Here is a 26754-nt window from a genome sequence, read left to right as displayed (position 1 = left end):
ATATCTTCTGATGAACCCTTTATTTAAATCTCTAATTTATTGCTTTCTGGGCTTGTTTAGCTTTGCCAGTTTCTCTCAAACTGCTGTAATTACCGGCATCTTGAAAGATGAGCAGGGCGCTGCATTGATCTATGCCAACATCGGCTTGTTTCATTCGGCAGACAGCAGCCTGGCTAAAGCTTCAAATAGCAATGAAGCGGGTCATTTTGAATTTAAGGACCTCGCAAATGGTTCGTATTATTTAAAATCGACTTATGTGGGCATGGAAGATTTTCAACACGGTGGCATCAGCCTTCAAAACAATGCTTCCTTGGATTTGGGAGTCCTGAAAATGACTACCGCGTCCATCAATCTAAAAGAAACCACCGTGAGCGCCAAACGGAGCATTCTGGAAGTTAAACCGGATCGATTGGTGTTTAATGTGGAAGGCACCATCAATAGCATCGGATCAGACGCATTAAGTCTTTTGCGAAAGGCCCCCAGCGTGACGGTTGATAATAATGACAACATCAGTTTATTGGGTCGTTCGGGTGTGTTGGTTTATCTGGATGGTAAACGAGTCCCAATGAGTGGCCAGGATTTGAGCAATTATTTGCAAAACTTACCAGCCGAACAAATAGATCGCATTGACATCATCACCAATCCTGGAGCAAAATATGAAGCGCAGGGCAATGCTGGCATCATAGACATTCGGTTAAAAAAAGACAGCAATCTGGGGACCAATGGCACCGTAAATGCTTCATACATTCAAGGAAAATATCCAAAATACAGTGCTTCTGGTACTGGCAATTACAGAAATAAAAACTTGAATCTTTTTGGTACACTGGGAGCCGGTCAATGGGTCGGATTCAACATTATGAAATTCCAAAGTTTTCAAAATGGATTGTATCTCGAAGAATACAATGAATCCCGTCCGAATCGTAAAAATTATAACTACCGTTTGGGCACGGATTATTTTTTGACTAAAAATCAAACCATCGGGGTCTTAATCAACGGTTTTTACAATGATGGCAAAAACTGGGGCACCAATGAAGTCACCATTGGCTCTGAAAATACACCCGAATTGGTCGACAGCATATTAATTGCAAAAACGGTTTCAAAAAATCCCCGAAACAATCAAAGCTTCAATTTAAATTACCGTTTTGATGACAAGAAAAACAAGAGTTTGAATTTCGATTTGGATTATGCATTTTACAATAATACCAACAAACGGGATCAGGTAAATACGTATTCCAGTGGAGAAGATCGCGATAAATTATCCGAACATTTCAATTACTTCAATACGCCTTCTGAAATTGATATCCTCACATTAAAACTGGATTATGAACACGCTGCATTTAAAGGCAAATTGGGTTATGGCGCTAAATTAAGCCGGGTCGTAACAGACAATACCTATCAGGTGTATGATGGTAAAAAGGATATCGGTACCATCAATCCATATCGTTCTAATCGTTTTAATTACGATGAAAATGTTTATGCAGCTTACGTCAGTTACAACCGCTTGTTGGGCAAACAATGGTCTATGAATATGGGATTGCGTGCAGAACAAACAGAAGCTACCGGAGATTTAATCGCCCTGCTTCCCGAATTGCAAGAACCTCCTGTGATTCTAAATTACTTAAGCTGGTTTCCAAGTGCCGGATTAAATTATAAAATGTCTCCTCAAAATAGTCTGGGTTTAAATTACAGCCGACGGATCAATCGTCCGGATTACAATGTATTGAATCCATTTAACAATCAATTGAGTCAGTTGTCTTATGAAAAAGGAAATCCGTACTTATCTCCTGAAATTGTAAATAATCTGGAATTAAATTATACACTGGCCTATCGCTTTAATTTTAAATTGGGATACTCCTTAACAACCGATCAAATCACACGATTGATTGGACCGGATGATGTGGACCCCCGCGCGAGTTTTATTAATTGGGATAATTTAGCAACTCAAAAAATTTGGAGCTTTAATGCAAGCTTACCTTTTCAAATAACAAAAATATGGGAAGCCTATTTCAATTTGAGTGGATCGCATTTGGACAACCAGGCAGATTATGGAAATGGTGCAGTGGTCGATTTGCAAGCATATACCTATTCCATTTTTCAACAACATAGCTTCAGCCTACCCTATGGTTTAAAAGCAGAAGTTTCTGGATATTATTCAGGTCCCGGCATCTGGGGAGGAGTATTTGTATATGAAAGCAGTTGGAATTTAGATGCAGGTATTCAGAAAAAATTCATCCAGGATAAACTCAATCTTAAATTATCATTCAGCGATATATTCTATGAATCTGGATGGGAAGGCGTCTCCGTTTTCGATGGACTCGAATCCTTTGGAAATGGTCGCTGGGACAGTCGCCGCATCAATGTAAATATGAGTTATCGCTTTGGAAATGATAAAGTAAAAAGTCGCAAACGGACTGTTGGCTCAGAGGATGAGGCGGGAAGAGTTGGAGGAGAATAGAATCAATTACGAATTACGGATTACGAATTACGAATTGGGAATTGCGAATTACGGATTACGAATTACGGATTACGAATTGGGAATTGCGAATTACGGATTACGAATTACGGATTACGAATTACGGATTACGGATTACGAATTACGGATTACGAATTACGGATTACGAATTACGGATTACGGATTACGAATTGGGAATTGCGAAATTAATTTTTGAATTATTTTACAACAAATTTATTGCTTGCTAACAGGACTCCGTGTTGGTTTTGAATTTGCAAACTGTAGATGCCGGAAGGAAATGTTGTTAGCATTTGATTCATATTTATTTTATTGTTGCCGTTTGAAGCTTCTCTTGTAATAGTGGATAATTTGTTTCCAAAACTGTTATAGATTATAATTTTTATTTGTTGATTTTCTGAACTGTTAAATTGAATTGTGCTATTGGCTGTTATCGGATTTGGGTAGATGTATAAGGAGTTTTTACTGCTTACTTCATTGGTATTTGTTGTGATGGTATCTGGTTTGATGTAACTGTAATAAACATCTTGTTCGCCGTTGAAGGTGGCGGCCCATGCGAGGTGTGCTCCATCATTATCCGAAATCATGTGCAAGTAATCCCCTATTTTATTTTGGTTTGGATATCCGATCTGAGGATCAAATGAATCGGATAGTTTTTGATCGGGAGTCCAATGCTGTCCGGCATCGTTTGAATAAGAATAATACAAGCTAGACAAATACGTGCCGGGATGATCTCGTGTATCAAGCCAAATGACATCAATGCGTCCATTGGGAGCGACACTCATTGTGCCAAACCATTGATAATTTAAATTCGTTTGGTCTTTATTGATTGCAATGGGTGCGGACCAGGTTTCACCACGGTCTTCACTTTTGCTAAACATGATATCGGCATAGTCACCAATGTCTTGCCTGAAAACGGTGCTCAGAAGATATAAATTACCGCGGCTGCTTTTCAACGAATGGTCACTGGCTATCCAAACTTGTCCTAATAAGCCTCCAGGATTTGGTTCGTAATAGCTAGGCAAATAACCCAATAAATCAACCACATTGCTTAAATCCCATTCCACATCAAGTCCCGGAACTTTGGCATTCACAGAACGATTGATATAAAATTGGCCAAATCGCGAACCTGCTGCGTAAAGTGATCCATCCGGTGCTACGGTCACTGTTCCTCTGGTTAAATACGTTGGTATTACGCTGCAATTTTCAAAACTATTTGCTTTATCTGTAGATCGTGTAAAATTATAATCTGTACAACTCGAGTAATCGTGATTCCAATAAACATAAAGATTCCCATCTGAAGTCTGATTTGTATTGTCTACAGTCATCCATTGTTTATCTCCTCCGTAAGCATAAGTTCTATTGACCCATTTATCCAGGTTATTTGTTTTGTAAACATCACAGGTAAAATTTCCTGCCAATGCATTGTAATAAAAATTTCCACGATTGTCGGCACATAAAACGGGATCGGATCTAAATACACCTGCATCCAGCGGCATCAACTTTTTCCAAGTCATTCCATTGTCTTCACTCACTCCGATTCCTGCCTGGCGGAAATTACTCAATACATTGTCAAACTGCCTCCAACCCATGGCCATTCTGTTGGGATTCTTTGGATCGATTGCTATGCTGGGCTCATTGGCTGCATCGCTTAGGATGTTTCTTCCATTGGCATCGACGTTTACTTGTCGAGTTGTAATTTGAGGAGACGCGTAATAATAAGCCGGGCTGGTTTTTTTTTCGCTTTCCAACATGGGCATATAGGCATCTTGCTTGGTCTCATGATATTCCTGTTCCGGTTTATCCTGTGCAAATAAACCGATGCTTACAAAAATGCAGATTGTGATTGCGAATGACTTTATACGTGTGTTTTTCAATGTGCTTGTGTTGAATGGATTGAAAACTTGGAACCAAATGTATGTAAAAAATTAAAAATTAAGAATTAAGAATTGTATGAGCAATTTTACTTAAATAAATACGAATTGATTCACGAATACAATTCATCTCGCTGATACTTAAGCTTTCCGCTACGCTCCCATAATTCTTAATTCTTAATTTTTAATTCTTAATTCTTAATAAGTTCTGGTTTTCGCTTCATTCCACAACACATCCATTTCTTCTAAACTCATTTCTTCTAATGGTTTGCCGGCATGTTGTTCGATATATTGAAATCGGTTTTTAAATTTTTGGTTTACTTTTTCCAATGCCGTTTCAGGATCCAATTTTAAAAATCTAGCGTAATTGATCAGGGCAAAAAATACATCGCCTAATTCCAATTCGATTTCTTCAATAGCTGCTTGTGAATCCACTGCAACTTTTAATTCGCCCATTTCTTCTTCAACTTTATCCCAAACCTGGTCAATGTGTTTCCATTCAAAACCGACCTGGCGGGTTTTGTCTTGCATGCGCAATGCTTTTACCATAGCCGGCAAGGAGTTTGGTACGCCTTCCAGTAAACTCTTTTTTCCTTCTTGTCGTTTTAATTTTTCCCAATTCTGTTTTACCTCTTCTTCATTTTCAACTTTTACATCTCCGTAAATATGTGGGTGGCGGTGAATGAGTTTTTCGGAAATGGTTTCAATTACTTCTTGTAAGGTGAAGGCTTGTTTTTCGGTTCCAATTTTTGAATAAAACAAAATATGCAAGAGCAGGTCTCCCAATTCTTCTTTGATGCCTTTGTAATCTTCCTGAATAATTGCATCTGCTAGTTCGTAGGTTTCTTCAATGGTGAGCGAACGGAGGGTATGAATGGTTTGTTTTTTATCCCAGGGACATTGTTCCCGAAGGTCGTCCATGATGTTCACCAATTTTAGAAATGCGTTTGCGAGTTCGGACATGCTTGGATTTAGTTCACAAAATAAGACAATTTATGAGGTGGAAGGCTAAAGGCTAAAGGCTAGAGGCTAGAGGCTAGAGGTTGGAGAATGCTGCAATCTTGAAATGGTTCAATGCTGCAATTGGGCTAGAGGAAATCGATTCAGACTAAAGGCTAAAGGCTAGAGGTTGGAGGGGAGGAAGGCCAGAGGATAGAGGTTGGATAGGAGGAAGGCTAAAGGCTAAAGGCTGAAGGCTAGAGCTTGGCGGTTGGATTAATGATTTCCATCCTCCTCTAGCCTTTTCCCGGTAGCATACAAACAATAATATATTATCGCCCCAGAGGGGCGAAATCTTTATAACGCTACAAATCAAATAATTTAGCGCCGTAGGTGCGATACTTAATTATGCTATTAAAGCAAAGTAATTAGTGAACATCGATTCAGTCTACAGACTAAAGGCTAGAGGTTGGAGAATGCTGCAATCTTGAAATGGTCCAATGCTGCAATTGGGCCATTAATTTGAACTAAAAAAATCCAATAAATTTTAATTGTAAAGGAGACATGCATATGTTGAACCTATGTAGGAATGATACATGCTTAATAGAAAAATCTTATTTAAATTAAATCATGTCACTCCATATAGGCTAAGCCTATATGATGTTCACGTTTTATTTTGGCTTAACTTGGTTTCATCTTCGATTGAACTAAAGGTCTAGCTGATTTGACTCCTGACTACTAATTGCTAACTACTGATTTGGGCTAGAGGCTAGAGGCTAGAGGCTAGAGGCGGGAGGCTAGAGGCTTATTTACTTCCTAGCTTATTAGCTTATTAGCTTAACAGCTTTTTTGACTCCTTCACGGAAATAAATGCCCCATTTTTTCGCGTTTGGTATCCAGATAGGCTTTATTGAACTCATTGGGCAAGGCCAATAATGGAATACGATCTTTCACGTGGATGCCTACTTTTTCAAGGGCATTGACTTTTGCCGGATTGTTGGTGAGCAATCGGATTTTTGTAAGATTAAAACTGCGAAGAATTTCTATGGCTTCATCATAATTCCGTAGGTCGGGACCAAAACCCAGGGCTTCATTGGCTTCGACGGTGTCCATTCCCAAATCTTGTTTTTGGTAGGCTTCGATTTTATGATGGAGGCCGATCCCGCGGCCTTCTTGTCTAAGGTAAATGATCAATCCGCCTTCATCCGCAATCAGTTGCATGGATTTATGGAGTTGATAGCCACAATCACAACGAAGGGAACCAAATACATCGCCAGTTAAACATTCAGAGTGAATTCGAATTAAGGGTGTTTGAAATTTTTCAGGATCGCCGGAAATTAATACGAGCGCCGGCGCATATGGATTTTCCTTATTTGGAAAACTACGGATATCAAAAGGTCCGCCGATAGTCGGCAAAAAAGCTTCTGTTGATTGACTCATCAATACATTCATTGTTAAACCTCAGACTCAAAACAACGGTCCTTGGGTGAATGTTGAGAAGAGTTTTGGTTATAAGGCAAGAATTAAATCCTCCTAAAGCCGGATCCTTTTCGTTGCCAAAGCATTATCGCCGTACTCATAATTAATACGGCTGTAGTGATACAGACAATAAACATTTAAAAATCCTTTGGTTTGACGTAAGCTTGATTCGAGGCACAATATCTGAAAATAGATCTTGCAAAATCAAGTTTCTGAACCAGATTCTTATATATTTTTTGTCAATATGTGTTATAAATTGGCTTGCACCGAATCAAAGGCAATCCTATCGGGGGATTCTCCCCTTTTATTAAAGCTTTATAAATTTGCTTTTATTTAATTTGCCATTTCTTCTAATTCGATTTCATGGCTGTATTTCCTGAAATCCACGGCTGTCACTGATGAAACTCCCTGGTCTTCCATATAAACTCCATACAATACATCGACATCGGCCATGGTCAATTTATTATGGGTAATTATGATGAATTGGGATTCTTTCGAAAACTTCCGAATGATGTGGTTGAATTTCTCAATGTTGATGTCATCCAATGGCGCATCCACCTCATCAAAAATACAGAATGGGGCCGGTTTAAGAAGATACAATGAAAACAAGAGCGCAATGGCTGTAAGCGTTTTCTCTCCCCCACTCAACTGGGAAATTGATTTAGGTCGTTTTCCTTTCGGCTTGGCGATGATGTCGATGTCGCATTCGAGCGGATCGTTTTCATCTACTAACACCAGATCGCAGTCGTCGTCATCGGTAAACAGACTTCTAAATACCACCTGAAAATGCACACGCACCTGGTTAAAGGCTTGCATAAATCCTTGAGTAGCCGTCTCTTCAATTTCTTTGATGGTTTCCAACAAACTATCCTGCGCTTTTAAAATATCATCGCGCTGCTCCGTGATCTTATCCAACCTGGCTTTCATTTCTTCATAAGCCTCCAATGCCAGCGGATTTACTTCTCCGTAATTATCGATCCTGGTTTTGTAATACTGTGATTTTGAAATCAGTGCTTCTAAATCCAAGCCTTCGTCTTCTTCACTTGCAACAAACTCATCCAGTTTTGCCATAAATTCCAACTCGGCTTTTTCGTAAGCAGATTGAATCCGGAATTTGAATTCTGCTTTTTGATCTTTGATCCCGTTAATAGCAGATTGCAACTCGTGAATGGAACGCTGGTGCTGTTTGGCTTTCGCCTCATCTTCTGAAATCCGGTTGCGGGCTTCGTAGTAATCGCGCTCCAGTGTCGTCAAATTAGAATCCATATTTTTTCTGAATTCCAGAACTTCAAGCAACTCGCTTTCGTATTGTGCCAGTGAAGATTCCAGTTCGCTAAGCGATTCAATCAACTCGGTTTGTTTTAATTCGTCGTTGATGGTTTGCGTCTGTAGTTCTTCACTTTGTTTGTTTTTATAATCCAGGTCTTTGTTGATATTCTCAAATCGATTTTGCCATTTAAGCAATTCCAATTTAGCCTGGTTGTAAATTCCTGTAATTTCTGAAAGTTCGATGGAGACCCGATTGTACACTTCATCCGAACTGTGCAGCGATTGAACCAGTTGTTGTTGTTTGTTTTTTAATTCTACAATGCGAGCTTCTTTGTTGTGCAATTCCTGAGAAATGTTTGCCGCTTGTTCCTTATTGGCTGCAATTCTGCGCTCTAAATCAGCTTTCAAATCCAGATAATGACTGAGGTGTGTTTGGATCTGGGCAAGCTGTTGCAATTCTTCAGATTCTTTCTTGCGCAGTTGCTCAAGTTCTTTCTGGCGATTGTTTAATTCAAAGGTTCGAATTTTATTTTTTAATTCCGCAAGTTCTTTTTCATTTAGAATGGCCTGTGATTCCAGTTCTTTGATTTCGGCCTCCAGTTTTTCTAAATTTTTCTTGCGCCCCAATTTCTTTCCTTCAAACAAACCTACCGAACCACCGGTAATGATTTTATTGGCTTTCAGAATCGAACCGCTTACAGATATGACTGAGACATCATCCGGAAAATGAATGACGTCTTCCAGGTGGTTGTCATTCTCCAAAATATAAACATCCTTTAATAAATCATGAACCAACGGTTTGTACATGTCGGTCACTTCCATTATAGATAGCGCCGGAATGCAACCCGGAATGCTGCGTTCAGATGTTTTGCTGTCTCTGAATTTATCGAGAATAAAAAAGTTGGCTTTGCCTTTTGAATTATTAAACAACAAGCGGATGGCTTTCACTGCATCATCTTCCGTATTGGCTACATAATAATTTAAGTAGTTTTCGAGATACAACTCGATGGCTGAACGGTATTTTTCCGGTGTGTAAATGATGTCAGACAATACCGGTACATCCTTGCGCCAATTTTGATTTAAGAACTTAATGGATTCCGGAAAGCCTTCCATTTTCTCTACCATGCTCTTTAGCAAATCAAATTCATTTTGCTTGGCATCGCGTTGGCGGTGAATGGTAGAAACTTTTTGTGTACACGCTTCCAATTCTATCTGAACTTGTTCTAATCCCAACAAACGATTTTCTTCGGCAACTTTGACCTGATCTATTTCTGAAAGAACGTCTTTCAATTTTACAGAGAGTTCTTTGTGTTGATTTTCTTTATTCTGGTGTTCGTTAAACTTCGAATCTATTTCCTCTTCGCAACGCTTAGAATCTGCATGCAAGTTTTCGATCCGGTTGTGTTGAATGGCTAATTCTTTTTCAAGTTCGTAGATAGCCGTTTCATTTTCCTGCTTGTCCAGTTGAAACTGATCCACTCCGGATTTCAATAAATTAAATTCAGCTTGTTTGCTGTTAAAAATTTCTTCATGATTAACTACTGCCTGATCGGCTTCCAGCAAACCCAATTCCACTTGAGATTGTTCGCTTTGAATTGCAGCGACATCCAATTTCAATTGATCTAAACGGCCAACAGCCTGACTTAGATTTTGACGGATGGTTTCCAGCTGGGTCGATTGAAATTGTTTTTTCTGTTGGCTAATCTGAATATTGCTTTCCAAGTGACGAATGGTATCCAGGACCTCGTTCACTTTCTTTTGAAACTCGGACAAGTTTTTTTCCTGATCCAGTTGTGCTTTTTTCTGTGCTTCAATGCTTGCTTCGATGGCATTGAGACTCACCTCTTCGTCCTGCAATTTTAAAATTTCTTCCTGGATGGAGGTTTCAAGAACTTCCAGTTTTTCTTTCAAGGTTTTTACCGAAAGAAACTGTGCGAGCAATCCGGCCGATTTGTATTTTTCTTTGAGTTCGTTGAATTTACGCGTTCGTTTAGCTTGTTTTTCAAGTTCGACCAGGTTGGTATTGATCTCAAAAAGTAAGTCTTCAATCCGTGCCAGATCCTCTTTGGTAGATTTCAGTTTGTTGAGGGTTTCGCGTTTGCGCGCTTTGTATTTTGAAATACCTGCAGCTTGTTCAAACATTTTACGACGGGCGCTTTCTTTATTGGAAAGCAGATCTTCCACCATGTTTAATGCGATGATGGCATAGGAGTCTGAACCAATTCCCGTATCCAAAAACAGACCGGTAATGTCTTTTAGACGGCAGGTCACTCCGTTAAGTCGATATTCGCTATCGCCACTGCGGTAGAGCAAACGAGCGATTTCGATGTTTTGATACTCTGTAGGAAGGAGGTTACGCGTATTCTCAAAATTCAGCGAAACCGAAGCCAAAGGTGCTTCTTTCCGCTTTTTGGTTCCATTAAAAATAACATCCGACATCTGCTCCAGACGCAGTTCACGGCCTTTCTGTTCGCCCAATACCCAACGGATGGCATCCACGATATTGGATTTGCCTGAACCATTGGGACCTACGATCCCCGTAACGGATTCATTGAAGTGAATGACCGTCTCATCAGCAAAACTTTTAAACCCTTTTATGGTGAGGTTTTTCAATCTCATGCCGCAAAAATATAGATTAATTTAATATAAATAATTTCTATATGTGAGGCGGGTGTCATTGCAATTGCCTGAATTTCAGTTACATATAATTATTTGTACTATTTTGGACAGCCACTATCAAGGGGTTATGAATATGTAAAAAAAATGTGATAAATTTTGGGGGGGGAAGAGGCGGGAGGCTAGAGGCTAGAGGCTAGAGGCGGGAGGCGGGAGGCTAGAGGCGGGAGGCTAGAGGCTAGAGGCTAGAGGCTGTAGGCTAGAGGCTTGAGGCTAGAGGCTAAAGGCTAGAGACTAGAGGCTAAAGGCTAGAGGCTAAAGGCTAGAGGCTAGAGGCTAGAGGCTAGAGGCTAAAGGCTAGAGGCTAGAGGCTAGAGGCGGGAGGCTAAAGGCTAGAGGCTAGAGGCGGGAGGCTAAAGGCTAGAGGCGGGAGGCTAGAGGCTAGAGGTGGGAGGCGGGAGGATTGGATTTTTTTCAAAATTTATAGTTTTTTATTAAGTTTGATCGCTTTTTAATAACCCTAAAAAAATTAACTATGAGAGAACCTAACCGTTTGTTAGCATTTAGAATTGCTGATGAATTAGTATTGGATGTTTACCACTTTACTCAAACTTTTCCGAAGGATGAAATTTATGGTTTGACTTCACAAATAAGAAGGGCAATTATTTCAGTTCCTTCAAATATTGTTGAGGGATGCTCGAGAATTAGTCAAAAAGAATATTGTCGTTTTTTAGAAATTGCTTACGGTTCTTTAAGAGAATCACATTATCAATGCAATTTAGCTGTAAGGCTTGAATATAAATCTGAAACGGAATTCAATATCTTAGATAGTAAATTCATTGAAGCAGAGAAAATTTTAGGTTCTTTGGTTGTGAAAATGAAAATTTAATAAAAGCTGTAAAGCTAATAAGCTGTAAAGCTTAAGTATGCCCCTTAAAACAATCAACCTCTAGCCTCTAGCCTCTAGCCTCTGGCCTACAGCCTCTAGCCTTCTCCCCTCCCCTCAAATTTTCAAAAAATTCCAATGCCCCGAGGTAATAACCCTATAAGATAAAAATCCCTGGATCAGCCAGTAGGCTATTTCGGCAGACCAAGCCAGTGCGAGTCCGTTGACGGGATCTTTGACTGCAAAAAAGGCGATGGTCAGATAGGTTGCGCAGGCGATTGCCTGGATGGTGAGCCCTTTGAGGGTCTCTCCGGTCCCGCTGACGCCGTTGCAGTACATGGTGGTGATGCTGTAAACCAATAGGATGCACAATAAGATTCGAAAATAAGGTACTGCATCCTGTATTAAAGAAATATCGTGATGGCCCAATAACGGCGCCATGAAGGTCAAAGGAAATAAGAGAAACGGAATGGAAATAGCCGCAGTAGTTGCAAAGGCCACCATGGAAGAATGGAATACCAATTTGAGAACCCTTTGATGTCGTTTTTTGCCAATGGTATTGCTAACCAGCGTATTGATTCCGGTGGAATAACCCCAGCAAGGAATGGCCAATACCAGGTAGGCAATTCGCAATAAATTGGAAATAGCCAATTGCCGCTCCCCTAGTTTTTCAATGAAGGAGAAAAACAAAAACCACGAACCAATAGCCAATAAAGATTGAAGCAATATGGTAAAGCTGATGGAGTTGATGGTTTTGATCCAGGAAAATTCGAAATGCGGGATTTTCCAGAGTTGGAATTTGTGGAGTTCCTTATCAAAAATCATGTAAGTCAGAAAAACCACAAAAGCTACGATCTCAGAGATCGCGCTCGCTAATCCAGCCCCGGCGATGCCCATTTCCGGAAAACCATGTTTGCCAAATACCAACAAATAACCCAGGACGATATTGAGACTGCACAATATTACCGTATCGATCAAGATAAATTTAGGCCGTTTGATGCCAATGTACAGTGAAACGAGTGCCAATCCGACGTATGCAAAAATGAGTCCGATAATGCGTTGATCCAGGAATAAGATAGATTTATTGAGTATGACTTCAGATTGCACAAACACCGAAAGTATGGGTCTTGCAGCAAAGTACAGCAAACTAAAAACGATGACCCCAAGGAGAAGTTCGTAAATGAGGATGGCATAAAAGTACTTGCGGACAAAGTCGTAATTCTTCTCCCCAAACTTACGTGCTATTAATATCTGCCCCCCTTTACTAAAACCAAAAGCAATAGCAGCCACGACCAAATAAAAAACGGAAACAAATCCTGCAGCGGCAAAATCGTGTACATCGTAATAATAGAGAAAAAGGCTATCGGTCAATGCGATGATATTTTGGGCAGCGCTTCCGATCATCATCGGTAAGGAAAGCCGGAATACATGCTTTACATTAAACCAAAACTCGTGCACGAATTGAATATTTGCGGCAAGATAGGGAAAAAGAGGAGAGGAAATGCTACAATGGTTTAATGCTGCAATGGTACAATCCTGCAATGCTACAATGGGACAATCCTGCAATGCTACAATCTTGCAATGCTACAATGGTACAATCCTGCAATCCTGCAATGCTACAATCTTGCAATGCTACAATGGGACAATCCTGCAATCCTGCAATGCTACAATCTTACAATGCTACAATGGGACAATCCTGCAATCCTGCAATGCTACAATCTTGCAATGCTACAATGGGACAATCCTGCAATCCTGCAATGCTACAATCTTGCAATGCTACAATGGGACAATCCTGCAATCCTGCAATGCTACAATCTTGCAATGCTACAATCGGACAATGGTGCAGATCATAGAATTAATTAATGGAGACATTTCAATTCCTCCCAAACTCGGGGTTAAAACCCTGAGTTTGGGAGGAATGCAAAATTTTCCATTCTTGAAATAATTTTATTGATAATAAAACATTTTGATTGCAAGATTGGAACATTGTAGCATTGTAGCATTAAATTTCCTCACCATGCGATTATTTTATAAGACTGGTGGTTTATGCCAGCCAATATCCAAAATGCCAACCTGGAAGTTTTAATGAAGAAATTCAATAACATTGGCTGCTGGTAGTTTGGTTTAGGAGGTGTCATAAAAATAGATAAAGAATAGATGGAGAATAGATAAAGAATAGATAAAGAAGGGATAAAGAAGGGATATAGAAGGGATATAGAAGGGATATAGTTACTGAGACGTTACTACCAGGTTACTTGTAAGTTGATAGAAGCATTCCTTCCTTTGTCAGAATCAGGATTTTAGGGTTGAGGAGATTTTTATAAATATTTTGGGATTATGGAGATTTGATATGTCAATAAAAATTTTACCGAAGGAGTCCCTGCAGAGGTATGAATGAAGTTTAAATGACACATAATTTATCTGTTCTTGATTGCTTGTAGGTGGTATTTTGCCTCCTATAGCCCCAGAGGGGCGACATCTATACAACACCCCATGTCAAAAAATTTAGCGCCGTAGGTGCGGAACTAAAATATGCTGTTAAAACATGGTATTTTGTGAACACCGAATAGATACTCCGTAGATACTCCCTAGATACCCCTTAGATACTTGCTTGAAATAGTATCAATTTTCGACAAGTACACGGGAATCGACGCGTATCAAGCAATGTTTAAGCAATTAAGGGGAGAAAAAGTCTGTGATTTTACAAGAAATCCTGGCTTAACATCTTCTTCATTGTGGACCTCCTGCCTTCAGCCTCTAGCCTCTAGCCCAAATCAGTAGTCAGCAATTAGTAGTTAATAGTCAAAATTTCTGTTAAGCTATTAAGATTTAGCCACCTCTGGCCTCTAGCCTAAACCCCTCTAGCCTTTAGCCTTCCTCCCTAGCCTCTAGCCCAAATCAGTAGTCAGCAATTAGTAGTCAGGAGTCAAAAACCTCTGGCCTCTAGCCTCTGGCCTCTAGCCTAATCCCCCATCCAACAAATTTTTTCCAAAATATTAAATTGAAATTCTAAAAATTACTAACTTGCCTATTCAACCAACCGACTATGCCCACCTGGAGCGTTTTATACATCCAAAGCAGGTATGAATTTAAAGTCGAGCAGCAATTACAGAAGCTCGGCATCCGGCATTTTTTGCCTAAGATTCAGGTGCGTAAGAATTGGTCGGACCGGGTTAAAAAAATGTTGGTTCCAGCCTTTCCGAGTTATTTGTTTGTTTGCATAGAGCCCAAAGACCGCAATGCCGTGTTTCAAGTAAAAGGGGTATTGCATTATGTGCGGCATGACCAAAAAGATGCCCAGTTAAAAGAAGAAGACATCAACTTACTTCGAGCCAGTGAATCCCAACTCATCCCATCGTCTTTTCAACCTCTACAAAAACTTAAAGGACAATTAATAAAAATCCGCTCCGGAATTCTTGCCGGCCGCAGCGGTTTGTTAGTAGATTTTTTAGGCAAGAAAACGGTGCAGCTAAAATTAGAACAAATCTCTCTGGGCTTTCTTATAGAAATGCCTCTGGAGGATTTGCAGATTGCCTGAGTTGCAGAAATTACCTAAAATATAATTCAACCATTTCTATTGATTTTGTGGGTGGTTGCGGCGAAGCCGTATTTATTTGGAATGAATTTAGGTTATTCTTAAATACATATAAAAAATATTAAGCTTCGCTTAGCCAGGCAACTGGTTGTGGCTAAACGAAGGTTTTATAGACCAGCAATCCTTGATGGCTGCAATAACAGAACTAATAGGTTTTTATGCTGGATTTACACCTATTCAAGCTGCCATGCATGGGTTTGTGATGGGTATATGCGTACTTGGAATGCTTGTTACAATGGTCAGGTTTGGTATCACATGAACTGGGGATGGGATGGATTTTATGATGGATGGTATAACTTCAACCAATGGAATCCTGGCTCAAGAAATTATCAATATTGTCAGGGATTACTTCACAATATTAATCCTTGAATATGAAAATCTATAATTTATTTTTATTTATCTTACCCTTTATTTCGGGTTGCGATAATAATGACTGTAAGTTTGGACCTTACCAAATTCCTTATGCATTAAATTTTATAATCTTAAAGAATGGAATAACGATAGATACTATGGAGCTAAATTCTTTAAAAATAAGTTACTTTGATAATAATCAAAAGAAATATTTAAAAGAATTTAGGCGCGGAAAGAATAACGGCGATTATAAAGCATATGATATAGGGGTTATTGAAGTTGTTGACATGGGTATTATTAGTGGAGACTCTAAAATAAAAACCTTTTATGTTGAGTACTCAAATTATAAACCTGATACAATTTTTGCAGATTACAATAGTCTAAATCAAGAGCAAGCTTGTAATCACAAATGTTTTTGTTACTACCCATTAGAGCTGTTATTATTCAATGACCAGATTCCTAAGATAGATACAAATATAAAAGTTGAAAGTGTATATCTATTTGAGAAAAATTGATACCGATGATAACACTGTGCTGAACGACAATGTAGGGTGAAAGACATAACATGACGTTAATTCACCCTGCACTGCGTCAGCACTAAACCGTTATGAGTAATGCTACTAGACCGACCAACAAAAAAATTACGACATGAGTGAAGCACAGTATTTTAAAGAATTTTGCGACAACCTAATTATTGTGCCAGACAAACGTTCGACCATTTCAACAAGGTATAAAGCAATTACAAATAGACTAAATACTGACTTTTGGAACGACCCAAGTGAAACATTATTTAGCAGATATGTTGGTTCGTATGGTAGAAATACATCAATAAAGAATGAAAGCGATATTGATATGATTTTTGTATTACCTGCACACATGAAATCCACATATGACAACTACTCATACAATGGTCAATCAGCGTTACTACAAGCTGTAAGTAAATCAATTCAAAAAACATATAGTACTTCTACAGTTGGTGCTAACGGACAAGTTGTATCTGTAATTTTTACAGATGGTGTAAACTTTGAAGTTGTTCCAGCCTTTGAAAATTCCGACAAATCATATACTTTTCCCGATGCAAATGGTGGGGGTTCATGGAGAAAAACAGACCCACATCCAGAAATAAATAAAATAAGCGAAGAAGACCCGAAACTAAATTACAACTTGAAAAGACTGTGTAAAATGACAAGAGCGTGGAAAGGATTTTGTTCTGTGCCAATGGGAGGACTTCTTATAGACACTTTAGCTTATAATTTCTTGAAAAATTGGCCTCATAGAAATGAAAGCTATTTATATTATGACCTAATGGTAAGAGACTTTTTTGAATATCTTAAAAATCAAAATGAGACGCAGGCATATTGGTATGCATTAGGAAGCAATCAACTAATTTACAGGAAAGGTAATTTTGAATATAAAGCTAAATTAGCATATAATAAAGCGATTGAAGCAATACAACTTCAAAAGGACAATAAAGAATGGAGTTCAAAACAAAAATGGAGAGAAATATATGGATACGAATTCCCATCATAATGGATTTGAGCTATTGGAAGCTCAACTAAGAGAAAACTATGGAAAAATAGTTTACTCACATAAAACACAAGAGAAGTGTGCAGACATATTAAACGATAGAAATAATTGTATAAAAAACCTGCAAATATTACTTTCGGGACTTATAACAACTGGACTATTAGTTCGTGTTTTTAAAGGTGAAGAGTGGGCTTTAATAGTTAGTACAATTTTATCAGCAATTCAGTTTGCAATGACAAGTTATCTAAAAGAATATAACTTGGGCGAGACAATTCAAAAACACTCAACAGCAGCATTAGAATTGTTAGAAATAAGAGAAAAGTATTTGTCTTTGTTAACAGACCTTAAAGCAAGGTTGGTTAGCCTTGACGACATAATTAAAAAAAGAGATGAATTACAAGACGAACTATCAAAAACATATAAAGGCTCACCAAGGACATTTAGCAAAGCGTATATGACAGCACAAAAGGCATTGCAAATCAACGAAGAATTGACATTTAGTGACGAAGAAATTGATAACTTTTTACCAACGCCATTACGAAAGAAATAAGCACTACACATAACAGCACATTTGCAATAGGCGGGGTTTCGTGCTCCGCAGACAGTTTAGTGGTAGCCGAAAGTTTTGTGCTCCGCATAAAGTTCAGTGGTAAAAATCCCGCCCATCGCAAATCTGCAAAACGTTACTTGCAATTAATTATTAAATAGTTCATATGGGTGTAATTCAACCAAGCTCTCAAGGGAAGTCATATTCAATGTGGAAAATATTATTGAATTTTAGTCTAGTTTCAATGGGAAAAGAATTAGATGAAGATACAGACCCTGGATTTAGGGCAGCAATCATAATTTCATGTTGGATATCGATTGAATCAATACTTAGAGAATGTCTTTTTGAATTGATACAGACCTCGTATAATGAAATACCAATTCCTCCTGAGTTTAAATATAAAAAAAGTATAATTAGGACATTTAGGAATTTCTTCAAAAATAAGAATGCAATATCAATGGAGAAATTCAACAAAGAACTAGAACTTAAAGAAATGTATGTGAATAAAATTAAATCTTCTTCTTGGTATGAATTATTAAAAACAAGCAACACTTTGCAGAGAAATATAGAAAATGCAATCAATAGCTGGGAATTTCTTGTGAACTTATATAGATTGCGTAATGGGTTGACCCATGGTCAATCTATAAAAATAATGAAGAGCAACGTTAGCTTTCTAAAGGATGAAATATCAGATGGCTATATCAGAAGTATAAATTATTTAAATGGAAAAGGCATAATTAATAAAGCAATAATAATAAAAAACCAAGATATCAAAGATTTATTAAATGAGCAATTATCAGATTTTGTAATTAATAATACAGCGGTAGCAATAGATGATATTACAAGTAAATTTGCGAATACATATATTACTAAACAATGGAAAGACATGAGAAATATTTAACTGCAAGTAACATGCGCAAAATGAAGAAATTTTATGGATAACATTGCATTCAAATGTACTTATAATAACGGAGGAAATTACCTAACTATAGGTTATAATGGAACTTGCACTGAAGACATTATTAAATTTAACATAGAAGCTAAACGAGTTTGGTGTAGCAATCTTAAATGCTCTTGTAGAGTTTATTATGATAATGGATTTCAAGGTAATAAACCAGAATTCCCTTGTATGGAAAGTAAGCTTAACAGGGATCAATGCTTTGGCGGTGGTACATTTCATAGTGGCAAACGAAATGGGAAGATTATCAAAATTAGAGGAACAGGTAAAGGCAAAATTGCGTTTCTTACAACTAAATTCCCAAGGGAGAAAGAAATAGAAAGAAGAATAATTGGCATTTTCGTTATTGATATTATTACGGATGATAGTAATCTAATAAAAGCTAATAAGGATTATTTTATTATGATTCCTTCTGAAGATGTAAATAATTTATATTTCTGGGATTATTATTCAATCAGTAATAATAAAGCTGACTGGGGTTCAGGCTTATTTCGTTATTTAGATGATAATACAACTATAGCAATATTGTCGGATTTAGCGACTTCAGTAAAAGATCAAGATACTCAGAGTAAAATAATTGATATTTTAAAATATGCTTTTGGCAAAGCACCAGATATTAAACCAATCAGAAATGGACCTCATTCCAATTTAACAGGAGACCGATTAAAGAAAGTGTTGCTGTTAAATAAGTATGGCAGAGGTGGAGAGGGGCAGAATCATAAAGAACTAAAGAACTACATAGCAAACAATGCAAATTTATTAGGAATTAGTAATATTAAAAAAATTAATATTGAACACGTGTTTCCATCGTATGATATTGTCGATATTTTAATTGAAACTGAAGATGTAGATTATACCATAGAGATTGAAACAAATGTTGTATTACCTGGATGCCACCAGGCAATTAAATATAGAGCATTACGATGTTCTGAAAAGGGGTTAAGTCTATCATCTCAATTGGTAAAATCAATTGTTGTAGCTTGGGAATTTACACAGAAGGAAATTCTTTTTTGTGAAAAATATAACATTGGATATTTTAAATATAAGTTAGAAAAATAAAAAGCGCCTAATCGAGTAGACGGCCCTGCCAGATTACTCTAACAGGGTGCGCCTCTCACACCACCGTATCCCGCAAAACGGGACAAGCTGTTCGGGTCGCGAATACGGCGGTTCGTAAAATCATAGATTGATCATTAGGTATTGATCTGATAATGAAATGTAACCTCGTTGTTTTAAGCGCTGGATTGTGATGGTGGTTTTAAGAATTGGACTTTGTGCTATTGCCCATCCTCCCATTCTTGATCGACTCCATGCATATGCATCTGAATTGTCAACACCGAGTTGGATTAGATTCTTTCTTTTCCTTTCCGGTTTCTTCCAATCATGCCATATACAGTAGCGAAGTCGATTACGCAACCATCCATCTAATTCACGGAGTTTTCCAATGATACTTGCTCCTCGAAAATAAGTGAGCCAGCCTCGTTGGATTTCTTTGATCTTGTTGATTCGTTCTGTCAACTTAATCGGCTTAGTCTTGCGTGTAATATCTTTCAGCTTTTGCTTAAGCTTTGTCCATGCTTTGTCACATACTGCTAATTGATATTTGTTTGTATCGCCTTTTATGTATGTCGGCACAAATCGAAATCCGAGTATTGAAAATTGTACTGGTTTACGCAGTCCACTTTTCTCTCGGTTGACTGGTAAGTGCAATTTGATTTTCAAAAATAGATAAATCGCATTCCCTACTTTCTTCGCTTCCGTTTTTGTTTTTACATAAATGCTAAAGTCATCAGCATATCTAACAAATGAATGTCCTCTTTTTATCAATTCTTTATCCATTTCATGAAGTACGATGTTTGATAAAAGAGGACTGATTGGACTTCCTTGCGGTACTCCTTTCTTTCGTTTTGTTAGTTTGCCTTTAACGTCGATAGGTACTCTTAACCATTTTCGTATTAAGCGCATTACTATCGGGCATTTGACTTTCTGATAAATCAAATTTAACAATAGGCAATGATCTACTTCGTCAAAGAAATTCTTTAGGTCGATGTCAATTATATGACATTTACCATCATGAATATATTCCAATGATTTCGCAACGGCTTGCCTTGCGCTCTTGTTTGGTCGAAATCCATAACTTGTGTCTGCGAATTCTTTGTCGAATTGATACATGATACTTTGTGATACTGCTTGCTGAATCACTCTGTCCACAACGGTTGGTATTCCCAAAAGTCTGGTCTTTCCACCTCCTTTAGGAATTTCTTTCCCTCTTATGATTGTCGGTAAGTATTTTTCTTCTTTGATCTCTTGCATTAACCGTGCCTTATTCCTGCGCATGTATTCAGTGAGCTCACTGATTTTCATGCCATCTATTCCAGCACTGCCTTTGTTAGATATTACTTGTTGTAATGCCCTTTCAAGATTTCTTGGATGCAATACTTGTTCAATAATCTTTGGTTTTCATTTCATCAATACTAATTCTCTTTCTTGTTTCTTCTAATACTGGCTATGGTTTCCCATTCCATGTAAAATCTGAAACAACTTTACGTTCAGTCCTTCATCCTGTGAGACTTCCCGAATATGGGTTTAGCATTTCTGGCTCGTTGCTTGGATTACTATGACTTCTGCTGACTTCTCTGGTATATCATCTAATGATTCCAGAGATCTCCCTCGGTAAGGCAAACATCTTTCGATCAATTCCCGCTGCATCTACTCATGATAATCTTCATGGGGCGTTTGCATGATGTGTTGCATAACCCTTTATCATAAGCCTCATATACAGTTCCTGTTCGTCGGTACCAATCTTTGCAGTCCTGCTTACTTCAGTTCATGAATCACTTCATACAACCTTGCAGCTTGCTAATACTTCCGATCGTTACTCGGCGTATAAGAGATTTTCACTCTCTAGATTTAAACTGTTTACTTTTAAACAGTAAATTTGCCATTCAAGGCGCACACATAAGATTAAAGATATTTTAAAAAGAAGGGCTTTGTTCGGTAATCAAACAGTGGTGCTTCTAATCCCTTCTTTTTAAAACTTCTTTAATCCCTTCTTCGTTATACTCGACTAAAACAAAATCAATTATGGAGTATTTAGAAATCGAAGCAATTGGGCAATTGCTAGCAACTTATCGAGAAGACTTAACTTACATTTCAAATTTTCACAAATACAAAAAAGGAAAAATAAGCAGATCCGAGTTCTGTAAAAAAGATCTAGGAATGTTTTATAAATTTCTTATCGATTTCCGGATAACTAGAAATTTCGTTAAAGGCAATACTCCTAAACTTCTTGATGTAACAATCAATTGGGTAAGTGGAAAATTCCCCGATGACGTAGATAAATTCGCTTTAGAGTTGAATAAAAAGGGATTAACACGCGGTAATACCGCTACTGTTCTTTCTTCAAAAGTCTTAATGCTAAATAACCCCTGGGTAATATTACCTATTGATAAATGGGCTAGAATTGCCGTTCAGCATAAACAAAATGTGTATAATGGATATTTAGATAAAATAGATAATTTTAAAAGAGAGCATAATGATAGTATAAATCAAAGCATTAAAAGTGTTGCAAAGCATTTGGGAATAATAGAAAATACATTTCACAATGACTTAACTAATTTTGAACAATTGAGAAAAAATAGATTCACTGATAAACTATTATGGACTCAAGGCCAGCAACCAGAATAGCCGCGCATAATCGAGTAGACAACCCTGTCAGATCACTCTAACAAGGCGCGCCTCTCAAACCACCGTATCCCGCAAAACGGGACAAGCTGTTCGGATCGCGAATACGGCGGTTCGTAAAATTATAGATTGATCATTTGGTATTGATCTAATAATGAAATGTAGCCTCGTTGTTTTAAGCGCTGGATTTTGATGGTGGTTTTAAGAATTTGACTTTGTGCAATTGCCCATCCTCTCATTCTGCTGCCCAACCGTTCCGGTTCATTCACTTCGATGTCCGTTAGAATATCTGTCTTAACCCCCTAAAAGCCTGGAATAATAATTTATTAATTATCTTTATAAACAAACACCATCAAAATGTAAATTCCTTCCCCTTAAAAATAAATCATATGAAAACCCTCTTTTCAATCCTTAGTAGTTTATTTTTTATCACATGCATTTCCTGGGAAACCAATGCGCAAAATACGGTCTTAGAGGCTCCGGCTGATGTGGTGGTTTCGCGGGAGTTTCAATTTAGTTTTTCAGCGTTACATGACCTCTCGAATAAAACGTTTGGACAACTGGTGGATACCCTAGCAGAACGAACCCAAATTCAAACCCTCGATCTAGTTTGTGCCAATTTTTGTAAGATGCTACCATGCATTGGTTATGAAGGATTTGTTTCGAACAATCCAGTTCCGAAGCCTGTTTCAAACATTGCATGTGATTATTTCAATCAATTTTATGATACCGCCCAATCTGATAAAAAATACGTATTGGATTGGGGTTTGGATGGCTATTATTTGAATGCCGGTAATAAGGTACCTTCCATCTCTATCGTTGACAAGCGGGTTTTAACCCAGGATAAGAAAGCCAGTTATGGATCTATCTTGAGAATTTTTAAACTCATCGGCACAAACAATGAAGTGTTGTTGGATACACAAAGCATTTGGGTGGTGGATTGTAATTACAATCCTGCTATCACCAGAGCCTTGTCTTGCTTTGATGATATCCGGGTTTATTTAGATCCTATGTGTTGCACAAACATATCATCCGACCTCATTCTGTCTGGATCCGGTCCTTATGATTGTTGGGATCATTACAAAGTAGAAGCCAGATCCTGGATAACTAATACGGTCATTGATAGAGATACTTTAAAACCTGGAGTCCAATTAAAAACAGCAGACCTCGGAAAAGATTTTAAGTTTACAGTTTTCGATCCGATCACCGGAAATTCCTGTTGGGGTCGTGGCCAGGTGTACGATACCATAGCACCTACGATACTTTTTCCTGATACCGTTAAGGTAGGCACAGAAGCGTGGATCTGTAGAGGACGCTGGCAAGTTCCACGACCTGGTATTCAAGGATGTGATACCAATTTTACCTATAAAATTAGAAGTTTAGATGGAGATGTTATCGGAAATGAATCGACCGGTTATGTCATTACGAATCTCGCCCTTGGCTTTCAAACTGCAGATATCATTATTACCGATGCCTTTGGCAATGTTGCAAGAAAAACAGTCGTTTTAAAAGTTGAAGATACAACTCCGGCTACTGCAGTATGTGTCCAACGCACCGCTGTCTCAATTACAGGGAACCAAATCCCTGGAGGAAATTCGACCAAATTGTTTGCTGAGTCCTTAGATGAAGGAAGTTTTGATAACTGTCAACAAAAAGTTTGGTTTAAGGCAATCAGAATGGATGAATTACTTGGCACTACCAGCGGCAGCAATTCTAACAATACACTCATCTGCAATGGTCTAAATGGTGATGATGATGCTGCGCTTGCAGATAATCAAGTTTACTTTGACGATTTTACCAGATTTTGTTGCGCAGATGTTGGACGTACCATAAAAGTTGTACTCAGAGTGTTTGATATAGATCCTGGTACAGGTCCTATAGCACCCGTTACTATGCGAACTCCGGGCAGCAGGTTCTATGGAAGATACAACGATTGCCTGTCTGAAGTTTTAGTACAAGATAAAAGTGTTCCAAAGGTGGTTGCTCCACCTGATATGGTTGTGAGCTGTGCCTATCCTTTAGATTATACTAAACTATTAGACCCAAATGACACTAGTTTTGGAAGAATTTTAAACGATACTTCCAGCAGACAAAAAGTAATTACCCGAGACAAAGTATGTCCTCAATTTTGTGCAAAAAATTTGAAAACGGGCTATCCGGGTTACGTAAGCAGTACTCAAATTCCGCCACCAGCACCCAATAAAGCCTGTAATTATTTTTCTGCCTTTTTTGATTCAACACAAGTTGAACGTTTGTACGAATTGGAATGGGGTTTAGATGGCTATGCTGTCAATGCTTGCGGAAACGCCAATCCTTATATAACGATTAATGATTTGCGGGAATGTGGTCAAGGTAAAATTGAACGCATCATTGGTTCTGGTAGCTACAGAGCCATTCAAACGATTTGGGTGGTCGATTGTGATCCATTTTATATTGATAGTTTGCATTGCAATGATTCAACGTATTCGGATGTAATTTGGCCTAATGGGATTTGCAATCAATCTGAACTAATTTTTGACGGAAGTTACCGCGATCTAAGTCCGGATGTAAAAGAACTGGGTAAACCAATCATTGTAAATAATGCAGATGACAATTGTGCATTAATTTCCATACAATATGTTGATTCTATTATTCACATCCAAGCAGATACTACTATAAAAGTATTTAGAAAATGGATCATAACGGATTGGTGCCAATATGATTCCTTGATTGATCCAAATTTTGGGAGGTGGACTGCCACTCAAACCATCGTGGCCAATGGATGTGATGGACCTGAAATTAATCCCATGAAAGACACTTGCGGCATTGCAAAAATTGATTCCAAATTTAATTTCTGTGTTGGCCACATCAACTTAGCCGCAGATGTACAGGATATTTGTACTGAGCCTGTTCAACTAATTTGGTCTTATAAAATAGACCTTAACAACGATGGAAATGGTATTTATGGTGGGTTTGATTTTCAAGTTGGGCCCCTGTCTAAACTACAAAATCAAAATGGAGACACTGCTAAATTTAGTAACAACCCTTTTGCGGATAATAGGAAACTCCCATTTTCTGCAAGCGGAAGTTATCCGATTGGTACGCATAAAATCCTTTGGACTTTGACTGATAAATTTGGAAACACAAGCACTAAAGCATTTGTGTTTACTATTACTGATTGCCTAAAACCCAATGCCAGATGCTTAACCGGTGTGATCACCGTGCCATTGCCACATACAGGTTGTATAACGATTTGGGCAAAAGATTTGGATCAGCAATCGAGTGATAATTGCACAACTCCAGATGATTTAAAGTTTTACTTCGATGGAGACCCCACTAAAACAAGCATTACCATTTGCTGCAAGGACTTTGAAATGGCCAAAGCACATGATGAACTTCTTGTAAATGTGGAAATGTGGGTGGAGGACGAAGGTAGAAATACCGATACGTGCAGAAGACTTATAACCATCCAAGACAATCAGGATATTTGTCCAAATGTAGTGGCGAATGAAGATTTAAATACTGAAAATGAATTGTTCGTTTCTCCGAATCCCAATAATGGAACATTATTTATTAATTCAATAAAATCCATTGATCAAATTAATGTTATAAATTTTACGGGTACCGTTTATTCAAGTTATAAAATGGATGATCACCACGCACTAACCATCCGAGATTTACCCAGTGGATTGTATTTTATAGAATCGATCAGAGATGGGAAAAAATTAAAATCTAAAAAAGTTATTGTGTTTAATGAATAAGTAGAATTGAATTATTATGATTTCAAATTAAATCTTCAAAATATTTAAGAATTAGCGGTAAATCAAGTTCATTAAAATCACAAGACTTTACCATTAAAGATTTTATTAAAATTACGATGGAATAAATTTAATAAACGGAACCAATTTATTAGTGAAACTGTTACATTTACGGTATAATTAAATTATTATGTCTACTTTAGAATTAAGAGAAAAAGTATTTAAAAAGTTAGAATTTGTGGAGGATTATGTGCTCGAAGAGGTATTAAGCTTACTTGAATTTGAAACAAATGAAGGCTTGTATAAGTTGTCTGAAGCCCAAAAATCAAAAATAGATGAAGCACACAAACAAATCAAAGCTGGCAATTCTTTAACAGACGATGAAGTCAATAAAGAGATTGATGAATGGCTAAGCAAATAATCTGGTCAATTGGCGCGAAGGAAGAAAAGAAGCAAATTTTAAAATATTGGTTAAATAGAAACAAGTCAACCGATTATCCCAAGAAACTCAATATTCTTTTAAAATTAGCAGTTAGTTCTCTCGCTGAAATATCAATGCCGAGAAAAAAAACTGATTATGGCAATGCATATGTAAAAATTGTGAAGGATTACCTTATTCTATTTGAAGAAGATGATACTACGATTTACATATTAAGTATTTGGGACACTAGACAAGACCCGTCTAAACTAAGAATCAAATTAGAACAAAAATGACGGCGCTAAAATTGAATTTGCATAAAAGTCTTTAGATCCATGGTTTGCTCTTCGATTTATAATTTGGTATCCCCTTGCATAATTTGCTAGACTGCAAGGCACCGCGCA

At 37.8% G+C, this 26754-nt stretch carries 20 protein-coding genes; 14 read left to right on the top strand and 6 right to left on the bottom strand.

Annotated elements, in window-relative coordinates; all coding sequences use genetic code 11:
- Positions 1-10 precede the first annotated feature (10 nt).
- Positions 11-2455, top strand: a complete 2445-nt coding sequence (locus IPK91_01140) for a TonB-dependent receptor (GenBank protein ID MBK8295903.1) — start codon at positions 11-13, stop codon at positions 2453-2455.
- Between the two features lie 215 nt (positions 2456-2670).
- On the opposite strand, the gene IPK91_01135 is transcribed toward IPK91_01140, so the two are convergent.
- The 4 genes from IPK91_01135 to smc form a co-directional block, all read right to left on the bottom strand.
- Positions 2671-4347 carry a T9SS type A sorting domain-containing protein gene (locus IPK91_01135; protein ID MBK8295902.1) on the bottom strand — a complete coding sequence of 559 codons (1677 nt, stop codon included), beginning with the start codon at positions 4345-4347 and terminating at the stop codon, positions 2671-2673.
- Between the two features lie 195 nt (positions 4348-4542).
- Positions 4543-5307: a nucleoside triphosphate pyrophosphohydrolase gene (mazG, locus tag IPK91_01130; protein MBK8295901.1), complete on the bottom strand. Its 765-nt coding sequence runs from the start codon at positions 5305-5307 to the stop codon at positions 4543-4545.
- Positions 5308-6141: 834 nt separating this feature from the next.
- On the bottom strand, positions 6142-6735 hold the full coding sequence (gene ribA, locus IPK91_01125) for a GTP cyclohydrolase II (protein MBK8295900.1): 594 nt from the start codon (positions 6733-6735) through the stop codon (positions 6142-6144).
- Between the two features lie 360 nt (positions 6736-7095).
- Entirely contained in the window at positions 7096-10650 is a 3555-nt protein-coding gene (gene smc / locus IPK91_01120; protein ID MBK8295899.1) for a chromosome segregation protein SMC, read from the bottom strand.
- Positions 10651-11182: 532 nt separating this feature from the next.
- Between smc and IPK91_01115 the strand changes: the two genes are divergently transcribed.
- Positions 11183-11536 carry a four helix bundle protein gene (locus tag IPK91_01115; GenBank protein ID MBK8295898.1) on the top strand — a complete coding sequence of 118 codons (354 nt, stop codon included), beginning with the start codon at positions 11183-11185 and terminating at the stop codon, positions 11534-11536.
- Positions 11537-11650: 114 nt separating this feature from the next.
- Here the strand turns inward: IPK91_01115 and IPK91_01110 are convergent, their stop codons facing one another.
- Entirely contained in the window at positions 11651-12991 is a 1341-nt protein-coding gene (locus IPK91_01110) for an MATE family efflux transporter (protein MBK8295897.1), read from the bottom strand.
- 11 nt (positions 12992-13002) lie between these two features.
- Between IPK91_01110 and IPK91_01105 the strand changes: the two genes are divergently transcribed.
- The 8 genes from IPK91_01105 (at position 13003) to IPK91_01070 (ending at position 19570) form a co-directional block, all read left to right on the top strand.
- A complete protein-coding gene (locus IPK91_01105; GenBank protein ID MBK8295896.1) occupies positions 13003-13386 on the top strand; it encodes a hypothetical protein in 384 nt (127 codons plus the stop codon).
- A gap of 1193 nt (positions 13387-14579) precedes the next feature.
- Positions 14580-15071 carry a UpxY family transcription antiterminator gene (locus IPK91_01100; GenBank protein ID MBK8295895.1) on the top strand — a complete coding sequence of 164 codons (492 nt, stop codon included), beginning with the start codon at positions 14580-14582 and terminating at the stop codon, positions 15069-15071.
- Positions 15072-15218: 147 nt separating this feature from the next.
- Entirely contained in the window at positions 15219-15497 is a 279-nt protein-coding gene (locus IPK91_01095) for a C10 family peptidase (protein MBK8295894.1), read from the top strand.
- Between the two features lie 2 nt (positions 15498-15499).
- Complete coding sequence (locus IPK91_01090) at positions 15500-15994, top strand: hypothetical protein (protein ID MBK8295893.1); 495 nt, start codon at positions 15500-15502, stop codon at positions 15992-15994.
- Positions 15995-16127: 133 nt separating this feature from the next.
- On the top strand, positions 16128-17009 hold the full coding sequence (locus tag IPK91_01085; protein ID MBK8295892.1) for a nucleotidyltransferase: 882 nt from the start codon (positions 16128-16130) through the stop codon (positions 17007-17009).
- Positions 16987-17556, top strand: coding sequence for an SLATT domain-containing protein (locus IPK91_01080; GenBank protein ID MBK8295891.1), 570 nt, complete (start codon positions 16987-16989; stop codon positions 17554-17556). Before IPK91_01085 ends, IPK91_01080 begins: the two co-directional genes overlap by 23 nt.
- A gap of 163 nt (positions 17557-17719) precedes the next feature.
- The gene (locus IPK91_01075; protein MBK8295890.1) at positions 17720-18454 is read left to right on the top strand and encodes a hypothetical protein; all 735 of its coding nucleotides are present in this window, start codon (positions 17720-17722) and stop codon (positions 18452-18454) included.
- Positions 18455-18487: 33 nt separating this feature from the next.
- Complete coding sequence (locus tag IPK91_01070; GenBank protein ID MBK8295889.1) at positions 18488-19570, top strand: hypothetical protein; 1083 nt, start codon at positions 18488-18490, stop codon at positions 19568-19570.
- Between the two features lie 120 nt (positions 19571-19690).
- Here IPK91_01070 and ltrA read toward each other — a convergent pair whose 3' ends face one another.
- Positions 19691-20962, bottom strand: a complete 1272-nt coding sequence (gene ltrA / locus IPK91_01065; protein ID MBK8295888.1) for a group II intron reverse transcriptase/maturase — start codon at positions 20960-20962, stop codon at positions 19691-19693.
- A gap of 633 nt (positions 20963-21595) precedes the next feature.
- On the opposite strand from ltrA, the gene IPK91_01060 reads away from it, so the two are divergent.
- From IPK91_01060 to IPK91_01045, 4 genes are all read left to right on the top strand, one after another.
- Positions 21596-22198, top strand: coding sequence for a hypothetical protein (locus tag IPK91_01060; GenBank protein MBK8295887.1), 603 nt, complete (start codon positions 21596-21598; stop codon positions 22196-22198).
- Positions 22199-22584: 386 nt separating this feature from the next.
- On the top strand, positions 22585-25935 hold the full coding sequence (locus IPK91_01055) for a T9SS type A sorting domain-containing protein (protein MBK8295886.1): 3351 nt from the start codon (positions 22585-22587) through the stop codon (positions 25933-25935).
- A 187-nt stretch (positions 25936-26122) separates the two neighbouring features.
- Positions 26123-26353, top strand: a complete 231-nt coding sequence (locus tag IPK91_01050) for a hypothetical protein (protein MBK8295885.1) — start codon at positions 26123-26125, stop codon at positions 26351-26353.
- On the top strand, positions 26338-26646 hold the full coding sequence (locus IPK91_01045) for a type II toxin-antitoxin system RelE/ParE family toxin (protein MBK8295884.1): 309 nt from the start codon (positions 26338-26340) through the stop codon (positions 26644-26646). Before IPK91_01050 ends, IPK91_01045 begins: the two co-directional genes overlap by 16 nt.
- The last annotated feature ends 108 nt before the right edge of the window (positions 26647-26754 follow it).

Source organism: Saprospiraceae bacterium (genome assembly GCA_016712145.1).
Classification (GTDB): Bacteria; Bacteroidota; Bacteroidia; order Chitinophagales; family Saprospiraceae; genus Vicinibacter.
The sequence above is the reverse complement of the archived record's forward strand: the minus strand, read 5'-3'. Positions and strand labels throughout refer to the sequence as shown.